Consider the following 13,153-nt stretch of genomic DNA (forward strand, 5'->3'; position numbering starts at 1 on the left):
GCCACAGAACTATCAAAAGCAAAGGAAGAAAGTAATAAGAAGCTGCTAACAGGTTCTTGATAGTAAGTAATCCGCGCAGTTGTAGAGTTTACTAAATGGCGATGTGCAATCTGCACTCCTTTAGGTTTGCCTGTAGAACCAGAGGTATAAATGACATAAGCTAAGTTTTCACTATAGGTTTTGAGTGGGAGATTTTCTTGACTCTCCTGAGCAATAATTTCCCAAGCTGTATCCAAGCAAATTGTTTGGGCGTTGTGGGCTGGTAAACCCGAAAGCAGTCGTTGTTGAGTCAATAATACTGGCGTTTTGGTATCTTCTAATATGAAGGCTAAACGCTCTGATGGATAATTTGGATCGAGTGGAATATAAGCTCCTCCAGCTTTGAGAATGCCCAAAATCCCAATAATCATTTCGAGCGATCGCTCGACACAAATTCCCACCAGTACCTCTGGCCCAACTCCGAACGTTTGTAGGTAGTGAGCCATTTGATTAGCACGAGCATTTAGTTCACGGTAGGTAAGTTTCTTGTCAGAAAATGTCACCGCAATACTGTTTGGTGTCCGCTCTACTTGTTCTTCAAATAAGCGCTGAACACACTTATCTTGTGGATAATCAGCCTGTGTTTGGTTAAACTCAAATAGAAGTTCATGTCGGGTGCGATCGCTTAAAATTTCTAATTCATTGATTGCAGCTTCTGGATGATATGTGGCACTTTCTATCAACTTGTGAAATTGCTCGGCTAAATCGATAATATCCTGTGCAGAAAATAAGTTAGAGTCATAATGAAATTCTGCACTTAAAAAATCATCTTTGGGTCTACAAGAGAGTTTGATGTGGAAACGTTCAGTACAGGTATAAAGCTGATGAATGCTAAACGATAGATTACCTGCATAATGCTGCGTATTTTCTTCAGCAAAATCAAAGCCCACAGGTACAAAAGGCAAAATATCTGATTTCGGATCTACTCCTAATATTTGTTCCCAAGTAAAACACTCCTGCCATTTGGAGATAGATTCTACAGACTGATGAAGTTGCTGCCAAATTTGACTGAATCGCAAGTTATCTTCTAAATAACAATGAAGTGGTAAATATTTAGCAAAAAGTCCTAATGCTCCTTTGAGTTCTTCATATTTTCTGCCATCAACTCCAGTAGCAACGATCATCTCAGATTGTCCGCTCAATCTCTTGAGCAGAACCAGCCAGCAAGTTAGATAAAAGATAGAAGCAGAAGTATTATACTTCTCGGCTAATGCTTCAATATTCGCTACTAATTCCGGGGTAATAATTGAATTTACTAATTCTGGTTTAAATTTCTGATTTTCAGAGATATGTTTTTCATAGGGAAACCTTGTATGTGTAATAGCAGAGAAATCTTGCTGTTGCCAATATTTTCTTCCTATTTGCGTTTCCTCTGCTTCCAGTATTTGATTTTGCCATTCCGAAAAATCTGCATACTGTAGCGGTTCTTCAGATAATTCCTCCTCAACATTTCCTAAGTAAGAAATAGCCAGTTCTTGCAATAAACAATTGATACTAACACTGTCTGCACACAGAGCAGGCAAACTGAGAAATAATAAATATTTTTCTGGCGAAAGAGTTACCAGTGATGTATGTAAAATTAAACCTTGTTCCAAGTCAAAAATTTGCTGGTGATTTTTTTGAAATATCGCTGCAATTTTCGCCTCTTGTTCTTGAGGGTTAAAATTACTAATATCATGCTTGTTATCTAATATAACTTTGCTATCTGTAATTACCTGCATTGGAATAGTCATTCCAGGTATACAAGTAAAACTGGTGCGAAGAATCTCATGACGATTGACAATATTTTGCAATGCCAATTCTAAATTATTGAGATTAACATTACCTGTAATTAAAATTGCACAATCGCTACGATAAGCCCAACTTTGATCGAGTTGTTGTAGTAACCAGAGATGTTCCTGTTGAGGTGAAAGTCTAAACCCCTCTATACTTTCTATTTGCATATTTATACCTCGCTGTTAGTTAGATGTTTGGGGGTGTATAAGGTTCAGCCATTCCGACCAAAATTTTTCTGGGAGGAACAAATGGCTTACGGGCATGTATTGATAACATATTATCCAGCATCAATAAATCTCCTTTCTCCCAAGAAAAAGTGACCATTTCTTGTTGATAAGCTGCTTGCAGTTCAGCTAATACTGATGGCTCAATTGCAGAACCATCACCGTAATATGTATTAGTTGGTAAATCTTCTCCTGGCAAGTTTCTTAAGAACGAATCACGGATTGTTGGTTCCAATGTAGAAACGTGAAAAAAAGTTGCGTGATTGAACCAGATCACTTCACCTGTTTGAGGATGTTTGAGAACAGCTGGCCCTACTTGTCGAGTTCTTAAGCGATCGCCTGTTTTCCATTCAACCGTAATTCCATTGGTTTGGCAATATTCCTCAACCTTGGTTTTGTCTGTTGTTTGAAATACAGTTTGCCAAGGAAGACCAAATCCATCGCCAAAGTTACGCATATACATCACTTGCTTTTCGATGAAGCGATCGCGGATAGTTGGATTAATCCGCTCAAAAACTTTTCGACAACTACCAATTGGAGTTTCTCCTCCTGATTGCGCTGGACTCATACAAAAGAAGAATATTTTTAACGGAAAGGTAGGAGAGTAAGCGTGTTCATTGTGAGGAAAAATACTTTGTTCAGCAGGGTAGTCAGTTGAAGTATAAATTCTACCACCTACTTGAGTTCGTGGAGATGCCCGATAACGATACTCCATTGCTTCTCCACAAATAGCTGCGATGATTTGCTCTAATTCCTCTACTGACTTAACTTTGAAATCCCGAAAAAGTATAGCTCCATATTTTAATAATTCGGTGTTTACAAATTTACGATTGTTCTTAGCCCAGTTTTCCAGATTCACACCTTTTATGCTAGGTTTGATCACTAAAGGAAACTTAGTGTCAGACTGAATAAACTCTGTTTTTATTAAGTTTTCTGGGGATAGATTGACGCTCTTACGTCTTCCTATTCCTAAATGATTGATATTATATCCTTGAGGTTCAGTTTTTGTCATAATTTGTATTTCCTTAAGCTTATAATTTGTTATTAGTTCTGCGTTTAACGTTCATTAATTTTTGTTGAATAGTGTTTTGATAAACTTGTTCTTGAACGAGATTATGCTGCTTGTCTGCTTCATAGAGAATTGTTTTTAGCTCATTCAATTTTGCTTCTGGATGTGTCGAAATCTTACCTAAAAGTATTTCAAAATTTCTCGACATCTGGACAATAGTGGCAGTGTCAAATAGGTCTGTATTATATTCCCATACACCAAATAGTCCTTTCTCTGTCTCCTTTAGCTCTAGGAGCAAGTCAAATTGCACTGTTTTATTTTCGACTTTTAAGGAGCTTATAGTCAGATTTGGAAGTTCCAAGGACGGGGTTTGGGTATTTTCCAAAACTAGCTTGACCTGAAACAATGGTGAGCGGTTCAACTCCCGTTTCGGATTAAGAACATCTACCAGTTTGTCAAAGGGCAAATCCTGGTGAGCATAGGCTTCCAGGGTCATTTCGCGGACTCGTTCTAATAACTCTAGAAAGGTAGGATTTCCTGATAAATCGGTACGCAATACCAGTTGGTTGGCAAAGAACCCGATCAATCTCTTGGTCTCGGCTTGGTTGCGGTTGGCGATATCAGTACCCACCACGATATCTTCTTGCCCTGTGTACCAGGAAAGCAAAGTCCCAAACGCTGCAAGTAGTATCATAAATAGGGTAATGCCTTGCCGTTGATTCAGAGCCTTAAGCTTGTCGGATAAGGTTTTGGGTAATGCTAGAGATTCTCTTGCTCCTGAGAAAGTCTGAATTTTTGGTCGGGGACGGTCAGTGGGTAGTTCGAGTGTAGGTAGGCTATCACCCAATTCCTGCTTCCAGTAAGCAAGCTGAGTTTCTAGTTGCTCTCCTTGTAACCATTGTCGCTGCCAGACGGCAAAATCTGCATACTGGATAGATAGTTGAGGAAGCGGTGAGGGTTTTCCCAGAGAAAAGGCTTCGTAAAGAGTTGCGATCTCACAAATAAGCACGCCTAATGACCAGCCATCAGAGATGATGTGATGCATAGTCAACAATAACACATGATCTGTCTCCGTTAGCCGCAGTAGAGTAACTCGCAGTAAGGGACTTTTGGCTAAGTTGAAAGAGTGTTGAGCTTCTTCATGAGCCAGTCGTATAACCTCAACTTCCCTCTTGTCTTTGGGAAGTTGTTGCAAATCTACCACTAGTAGTCTGAAAGTAGGGGTCGGAGCAATAACTTGTATCGATTGACCATCCACTGTAGTGAATGTGGTTCTTAAAACTTCGTGACGCTTTACCACTTCTTGGAAGCTTTGCTCCAACACAGCCACATTTAGCCATCCTACCAGACGCATGGACTGGAAGATGTTGTAGGCAGTATGACCAGGCTGCAACTGGTCGAGAAACCACAGGCGCTGCTGGGCAAAGGATAGGGGAAACGAGTTGGACTCGCGACTTTGAGGGACTATTTGCGATCGCAACAAGACCTCCCCTTTTTTGTTATGAAGCTTTTGCAGGAGAAGTTGACGTTTTCCTGGGGTAAGAGCAGCAATTTTTTGTGAAAGGTCACTCATTTACACAAACCAATATCAAATGATAAAGCGCTAATTGTTTAATAAATATTAGGTTTAAAGTAAACCAACAGCAAGCATAAATCTACTCAACCAAGGAAACTCCAAAATTAATAGTATAAGATAACCTTTGATAGGACTCTGCTCAAGAAAAGATTGGAACACTAATTCTGAGTTACATTCGTTCACATTTTGTTTCACTATGACCTTGATTGACCCGCACTCTGATTTGAAAAAATCAAAGTTCCATTTTGTTGATATTTTTAGGTCTTTCATTGCGTCAGCAATGACGACAGGTTTATCAACAAATGCATACTCCCGGATAAATAAATTCATCATAGGATAGGTTACTGCGATGCTCAACAAAATAAACAGGCGTCCATACCAACTGACATTTGTTTTTTTGCCACAATATTTTAAGTAGATATATAACTAACAGTGTGACAACAATCAGCCCAATTGTTAAAAAAATCAACCCAATAATTTCAGAGAAAGAAAGTGGTGATTCAATAGTCATATCAAACTCAGTTAATTACTTAAGTTTTGTAAAGCAAGTATTGTCTGCGCCTCATCTTCTGATAGTTGTTCAATATCTGCTAAAGCTCTAGCTAAATCTTCTAAATCAGTCTGCTCTGCCAGCTTTTGTACAATAAGTTCAGCTAACTCAGCTACTGTCGGCTGATTAAAAAATCCCTTATAAGAAAGTTCTATTTGGAAACTTTTGCACAGTTGATAAACTAATTGAGTGGCAAATAAAGAGTCTGCTCCCAATTCAAAGAAGTTGTCGTGAATGCCTACCTGTTCAATACCTAAAAGTTGTTCCCAAATGTCAGTAAGATTTCGCTCAATTTCATTACGAGGAGCAACATAAGCATTCGCAAGATTAGGGCGGGAGTGGGTTGGTTTAGATTGACTCAGCTGGGCTAATTTTTCCTCTAAGGACTTAGCTGATTCCTTTGGCTTCATCAGGCTGGAAAAATCTTGAGTTGATACAATCACCTGAGGAACTGTGCTACTGCACAAAATACGTTTAAACGCTTCAATGCCCTCAAAAGAAGTCATTCCTCCTCTCAATTCTTCTCCTGTTATCTCCTTATGGCGTGCTTCGACCGGAACTGCCATTCCTAAACTGTTCCATCTATCCCAGTTAATAGATTTGATGAATGTGCCATGTTTGGAAGCACTATAGTGAGCGAAGGAATCAAGGAAGGCATTCTCGGCGGTATAATCTACCATCCCGGATGACCCAATAAATGAACTCATTGATGAACACAGGACAAAGAAATCCAGCTTGGTTTCTTTGAAGAGAGCTTCGAGTACTCGTGTTCCCTGAACTTTCGGCGCTAAAGCACTTGCTGCGTCTTCTTTTGTTTTTAGTTGAATCATCCCTCCGCCAAGGATTGCTGCGGTATGAATCACTCCATTGATCTGACCATATCGTTGATTTACTTTTTCGATTGCCACCGACATTTGTTCAAAGTCAGCAACGTCAGCACTAATCGTCATTACTTCTGAACCCAGTGCTTCTAGGCTTTGCAATTTGCGAATTTTAGAACTTATGTGATCTTGTTGATCATGAGTGGATAGCCATGTTTCCCACTCGTCTGGTTCCGGGAAAGGCGATCGCCCCAACAATACTAATTTTGCCTTTACGCTCTGTGCTAAGTATTCTGCTAGTGTTAAACCAACTCCCCCCAATCCACCAGTGATCAGATAAACTCCTCTTTCTCTTAATTGAGGATTTTCGGCAACGGTTGCATCTAATCGGACTGGTTCAAAATCTTGTACCCAGCAGTGGAGTCCACGGTAAGCAATAATTTGGTTGGAAGGTTGGCTCATTAGTTCCGCTAGGAGTTGCTCGATAAGTTGCTGCTGTTGCCTACTTTCAGATTTTGGAACAACAATATCAATGCTACGGCAGCTGATGTTTAGATACTCTAACGGTATGACTTGACATGCTCCAAGAACTAGTGCCTTCTCTGGACACAGCACCTCTGCACCCGTTACTGCCTGCATATTGTTTGAGATAACTGTAACTTGAAAGGAATCAGCTGGATTGTGTTCTCCAATTGCCTGGGCAAGAAACAGTAAACTGTAAAAGGCAAGTGCCTCTATCTTCTGATGTAACTCAATTTCTGATTCTAGTTCAATTTCGGGTGTGACGTTCCATAAGTGAACTATTTTGTTGGGAATCTTATTTAGTTTACGCAGTTCTTTGAACAGAGTATTGTAGTCATCCCGTTCTTGAGGATTAATCGTATATCTGCACTCACTCTCACGCTCAAATTGCTGCCCGATTTTTACAGTAACTACATTCTGACCCGCAAGTGCTAGCTGCTGCACCATTTTTTCGCTCAAGCCGCACTCATCCACAAATATTAACCAGTATCTCGATTGATTTTTCCCAATTGCAGGTATAAATGGTTGCGGCGGCATGGAGCGTTTCCAGGAAGGAATGTAAAACCAGTCGGCAAGATCAGGTCTTTTGTCTGGAGATAATTGAACATCTTCAGGTTGAAGCAAAACTGTAAATGCAGTAGGTGCTGAATCAGTTGCCGAAGCTCTAGCCAGAAATATTTCTTCCTCGAAAACTTCTGTTTCTGAGAAAACAGTGACCTCACCAAACCCATGCGATCGCAGTTTTTCTTGCCATTGCTCTTTAGACAAAAACGGATTACCTCGGCTGCGTTCTTCATCGTCTAACGGATTCATCAGCAGACCGTCTGTAATGTCAAAATCTAATTGAGGTTGAGTTATCTCCCAGAGCAACAAAAATCCTCCCGGAGCCAGCAAAGATCGCACGCGATCTAGAGTTTTTTCAATGTTACGGGTGACGTGCAATACATTGACAGCGATGATAACATCAAAGCCGTGACTGGAATAACCTTGCTCAGTCAGAGATTTTTCAATGTCCAGGAAACGATACTCGACGAAAGGATAAGCAGCAAACTTTTCTTTAGCTCGCTTTAAGAAGAACCCACCCACATCCGTAAAGGTGTAGTTTGTTTGTTCTGGAGGCAACACAGGCAATAATTCTGTCGTGGCAATACCCTGTCCACCGCCAATTTCCAAGATTCTTAAGTTCACATCTTGTGGTAAGGACTTCACCATTTGTTCCAGACTTGCCCGAAAAATTCCTTTTAAGTAAGTATTCAAGGGCAATTCAGATTCTGAGGTTTTTACCTTTTGATCTGCCGTCGCAAAGTACAACTCTAACGGTTCTTTTTCCCCCATCAGCACGGCTGGCAGACTTTCGCCACACTGCTTAATTAAGTCTACCATTTGGGGTGTGTCTGCCCATCTGTGGTTAATTTCTGCTAGCAGAGTACTTAAATACTCAGTAGAAAATGGTACAAACTTAGTAAAGAGTTTCTGCTCTTGCTGTAAGTGACCTTGCTCTACTAGGACATCCAAAAAGCGACATAACAATTGCTGATAGCGAGGAATAATATGGCATTGCTCAAATAACTCTTCCAAAGAATACTTTTCATCAAAGTTACCAAAAGCACCTAAATTCTTCAGTGCAAGGTTAATGTAGGTAGTGCATAAACGATCCGACCACTGTTTCTTCGCCAAATAAGTTTCTTCGTCAAGTATCACGATAGTTGTACGAGCCTGCGTTTCTCCTGCTTCTACCAGAGATTCCCACAACTGGGTTGTTGTTAGTTTAGGCTGAAACTGTCCCCCTAAAAGTGCCTGTTTTTGTTGTTCAATCCAGTAACGCTGACGCTCAAATGGATAGGTCGGCAAGGGAATATGATGTCGTCGTTCATTGGCATAAAAATCAGACCAGTCTACTTTGACTCCAAAAAGCCAGAGTCTACCTAAAGTGTTATGTAAAAACGCTACATCTGACTGTTGCTCCTGTGGATGGCGGATTGAAGTCAGCACTACTGGTTGCAAATTATAATGCGTCAGCGCGAAAGTACTCAAAGTTCTTCCTGGACCAACCTCTAGCAGTATGCGCTCAGGTGTTTTGAGTAACTCAGTTATTCCCTCGCTAAAGCGCACAGTTTGCCGCAGATGTTTTGCCCAATATTTGGGGTCTGTTGCTTCTGCTATTGTAATCCAAGTACCACTAACATTAGACACAAACGGAATTTTCGGAGGATTTAGTGTGACTTTTTGTAATAAATCAGAAAACGAGTCGAGAATTGGCTCCATCATTTCCGAATGAAAAGCATGGGATGTATGCAACCGCCGACAGCCTACACCTTTTTCTTGTAGCTTTTGATGCAATCGTTCAATTGCCTCAGTTAAACCAGAAACCACACAGGAGGTAGGCCCATTGCTTGCGGCTAAAGACAGTTCCCTAACCAATAGGGGTTGTACCTCTTGTTCGGTAAGTTGAACAGAGAGCATTTCCCCACTGGGGAGTTGCTGCATCAGTCGTCCTCGGTTTGCGACTAGCGCTAAAGCGTCTTCGAGGGAGAAAATTCCAGAAAGAGTTGCTGCCACATACTCCCCAATACTGTGACCAATCATCGCTTCGGGACGCACACCCCAAGACATCCACAACTGAGCTAGGGCGTATTCAATGGTAAACAGCGCTGGCTGGGCAATAAAAGTCTGTTTCAGTTGCTCTGCTGCCTTTTCTTTCTCTGCTTCATCAGGATACAGTAGATGACGGAGGTCAAAATCCAAGTGCGGTTTCAGTAGTTCACAACAGTTATCAACTGCGAGAGTGAAGGTTGGCTCACTCTGATAAAGTTCCCTCCCCATATTCACGTACTGCGTTCCCTGACCGGAAAACATAAAAACAATCGGACAATTGGAAGGCTGTTGGTAGTGAGTGAATACTCGTTGTGGATCTAAAGTAGAAAGTACCTTGACTGCATCCTTAACGTCTTGGCAGACCACCATCCGGCGATGGTCGAAGGCTCGACGACCAACACCAAGGGTGTGAGCTACATCAGCAAGGTTTAAATTAGAATACTGCTGGAGATGATTTAATAGATTAGTTGTAGCAGTTTCTAAAGCTGTAGTCGTCTTAGCTGAGAGTACCAACAACTGCCCAGGGCCAGAAGTAGCGGAGGTTTCAATCGCTGGGGCTTCTTCAAGAATTATATGGGCATTCGTCCCACCAATCCCAAAGGAACTCACACCTGCACGTCGGGGAGTGCCGTTTGTTTTCCATTCGGAAAGTGTGGTATTGACGTAAAAAGGACTGTTGGCAAAATCAATCTGCGGATTAGGTTCCTCAAAGTGCAAGCTAGGTGGTATTTGTTTATGCTTGAGAGCTAAGACTGTTTTAATCAAACCCGTCACCCCAGCAGCAGCATCTAAATGCCCGATGTTTGTCTTCACCGAGCCAATAGCACAAAAGCCTTTTTTCTGTGTGTCAGCACTAAAAGCTTGTGTTAGCGCAGCAATTTCAATGGGATCTCCTAGAGATGTTCCTGTCCCATGAGCCTCAATATAGGTAATTGTTTCAGGTTCAACCTCGGCAACGACTTGAGCGGTTCTAATCACCTTGGCTTGACTATCTATGCGAGGTGCTGTATAGCTAACCTTAAAAGATCCATCGTTATTGATAGCCGAACCTTTGATGACCGCATGGATAGAATCTCCATCTGCTAGAGCATCTTCTAATCTCTTCAAAACCACAATACCTACACCTTCGCCGCTAACAGTTCCCTGTGCCTTAGCATCAAAAGCGCGGCAGTGTCCGTCAGGAGACCCAATTCCCCCCTCTTTATAAAAATAGCCACTTTTTCTGGAAAAACTTATGGAAACACCGCCTGCCAAACCCATATCACATTCACCATTGAGCAAGCTTTGGCAAGCTAAATGAACCGCAACTAATGAAGTTGAGCAGGCAGTTTGAACTGTATAACTAGGTCCAGTTAAATTAAGTTTGTAAGAAACTCGTGTAGTTAAATAATCTTTGTCACCTGCGATCGCCAGTTGGTTATAATCTATAGAATTGATAATATTTTGATTTAAGTAAACGTTAAGTAAGTAGGTACTTAGGCTAGATCCGGCGTAAACTCCTATTGAACCTTTGTAGGTTTGGGAGTCATAACCGGCATCTTCAAGCGCAACATACGCACATTCCAAAAAAATCCGGTGTTGCGGATCGGTAATTTCGGCTTCTCTGGGATTGAAACCGAAGAATGAAGCATCAAAAAGTTCTACATCTTCCAATACAGCCCGTGCTTTGACAAATTTGGGGTCATTGAGTATGGCTGAATCTATCCCTGAAGATAACAGTTCTTCATTAGTGAAAAAAGAAATTGACTCTATACCATTTTGGATATTTTTCCAAAATTCATCAATATTTTTGGCTTGAGGAAAACGTCCTGCTATACCAATAATCGCTATTTCTGAACCATTTATATGAGTAGATTCTATGGTAATATTCATTATTCATGAACTCCTTTAATATTCATAATTGACTTCATTTTTTCCCGACGTCTTTTCTGTTGAGATTTACCAGCAGAGATTTTTTCTGTTTGAATATTAGTTTCACTCAAAGGTGATGTTTGATTATGAGCTTGACTGAAGAACTCTGCGAGGGAATTTATAGTTGGGTATCTGAACAGATCGAGCAATAATAAATCAGTTTTGGATATTTCACGTAATTGAGTATGAACCTGAACCATCAATAATGAATGTCCACCAAGTTCAAAGAAGTTATCGTGAATACCAACCTTTTCTACGTTAAGTGCCTTTTGCCAAACAGTGGCGATGGATTTTTCTAAATCAGTTTGTGGTTTGACGTAAGTAGCTTCCAACTCTGGGCGAAGATCATCTGGCGCTGGCAATGCTTTGCGATCTATCTTACCATTAGGTGTAAGCGGTAGGGCTTCTAGCATGACAAAAGCTGCTGGCATCATGTAATTAGGCAGTTTCGACTCTAGAAAATTTCGCAGTTCAGTTATTGTCAGTGTTTGCTCAGTGTGAGGTACGATATAGGCTACCAACCGTTGATAATCTGCTGACTCTGAGCGAACTACAACTACAGTTTCTTCAACTGCTGGGTATTGACTGATAGCTGCTTCAATCTCCCCAAGTTCAATGCGGAAACCACGGATTTTGACCTGGTGGTCAATACGTCCAATGTACTGTATCTCTCCATTGGGCAGATAGCGTGCCAAATCTCCAGTTTTGTACAAACGTGTCGTTGGTTGTTCGCTAAAGGGGTTGGGGATAAATTTTTCTGCTGTCAGTTCAGGACTATTTAAGTAGCCTCTACCCACTCCTACTCCACCAATATACACTTCGCCGATAACGCCCACAGGAACAGGGTTTAAATACTGATCGAGTAAATAAATCTGGATATTGGCAATTGGGTGACCGATGGGAACTGTGTTTTCATAGGTAATGCTATTGTCTTCAGGACTGCTTTGGTGTAAACATGCCCAAGAAGTGACATCTACGGCGGCTTCAGTTGGACCATAGAGATTGTGTAATTCAGCAGAAAGACGATTAAAAAAGCGTTTTTCCAGTTGATTTGGTAACGCCTCACCGCTCACTATTACCCGTTTAAGACACTTACAAGTTTCAATATTTTCTGCTTCCAGAAACACTTGCAGCATGGAAGGGACAAAATGTAAGGTCGTAATTTGTTGTTGTGTTATCAAATTTACTAAATAGTTAGCGTCTCGGTGTCCCTCTGGTTTAGCTACCACTAGACGCGCACCCGTCATCAACGGCCAGAAAAATTCCCAGACTGATACATCGAAGCTGAAAGGTGTCTTCTGCAAAACCTTATCTGCTGCTGTTAATCGGTAAGCGTCTTGCATCCACAGTAAGCGATTGCAGATTCCCTTGTGGGTAATCATTGCACCCTTTGGTTTCCCTGTAGAGCCGGAGGTGTAGATAACATAAGCGAGATTATCGGGGGTGATATTGCTTCCAGGGTTTTCTATCCTCTGTTGGGCAATCAGTTCCCAATTGCTGTCTAAGGCAACGACTTTAGCCCTATTACTTGGTAGACTTTCGACTAGGTGCTGTTGTGTTAACAACATACTTGGTTGAGAGTTTTCTAACATGAAGGCTAAGCGTTCTTTGGGATAAGTGGGGTCGAGGGGTACATAAGCCCCACCTGCTTTGAGGATGCCCAAAAGTCCAATGACCATTAAGAGCGATCGCTCCATGCAGATTCCCACCAGTACCTCTGGTCCGACGCCAAGCGATCGCAGGTAGTGCGCTAGCTGATTTGCTCTGGCATTCAGTTCCTGGTAGGTCAGATGTTGATCTTCAAAGATTACGGCAATGGCATCAGATGTTAGCGAGGCTCGCTCTACCTGAGCCTCAAATAACTCATGGATACAACACTTATTCTGAATATAGTTAGTCTGAGTGTTATTCCACTCCACGAGCAACTGATGCTGTTCTGTTTTCGGCAAGAGTGGTAAGTCGGAAATTCGCTGTTCAGGATTAGCGACAATGCCTTCTAGCAAAGTTTGGAAATGCCCCAGCATCCGGGTAATGCTATCTGCATTGAACAGATCGGTATTGTACTCCAGAGTTCCCATCAGCCCTTGCTTGATTTCTACCATAACTAGGGTTAGATCAAACTTCGCTGTT

Annotated in this window: 6 protein-coding genes; all 6 read right to left on the bottom strand. The window is 41.5% G+C overall.

Annotated features, from left to right (window positions below; all coding sequences use genetic code 11):
* The coding region (locus ACYTXL_RS25580) for a condensation domain-containing protein (RefSeq protein WP_461927144.1) at positions 1-1,982 on the bottom strand (1,982 nt) is incomplete at its 3' end.
* A gap of 19 nt (positions 1,983-2,001) precedes the next feature.
* Positions 2,002-3,051: a TauD/TfdA family dioxygenase gene (locus ACYTXL_RS25585; protein WP_461927145.1), complete on the bottom strand. Its 1,050-nt coding sequence runs from the start codon at positions 3,049-3,051 to the stop codon at positions 2,002-2,004.
* Between the two features lie 19 nt (positions 3,052-3,070).
* A complete protein-coding gene (locus tag ACYTXL_RS25590; protein WP_461927146.1) occupies positions 3,071-4,621 on the bottom strand; it encodes a condensation domain-containing protein in 1,551 nt (516 codons plus the stop codon).
* A gap of 54 nt (positions 4,622-4,675) precedes the next feature.
* Positions 4,676-4,957, bottom strand: coding sequence for a hypothetical protein (locus tag ACYTXL_RS25595; RefSeq protein ID WP_461927147.1), 282 nt, complete (start codon positions 4,955-4,957; stop codon positions 4,676-4,678).
* Positions 4,958-5,146: 189 nt separating this feature from the next.
* Positions 5,147-10,984 (bottom strand): SDR family oxidoreductase, encoded by a 5,838-nt coding sequence (locus ACYTXL_RS25600; RefSeq protein WP_461927148.1) that lies wholly within the window; start codon positions 10,982-10,984, stop codon positions 5,147-5,149.
* Positions 10,984-13,153 (bottom strand): non-ribosomal peptide synthetase (locus ACYTXL_RS25605; protein WP_461927149.1); only part of this gene is annotated, 2,170 nt, incomplete at its 5' end. The genes ACYTXL_RS25605 and ACYTXL_RS25600, both read right to left, overlap by 1 nt.

The organism is Nostoc sp. (assembly GCF_054880495.1).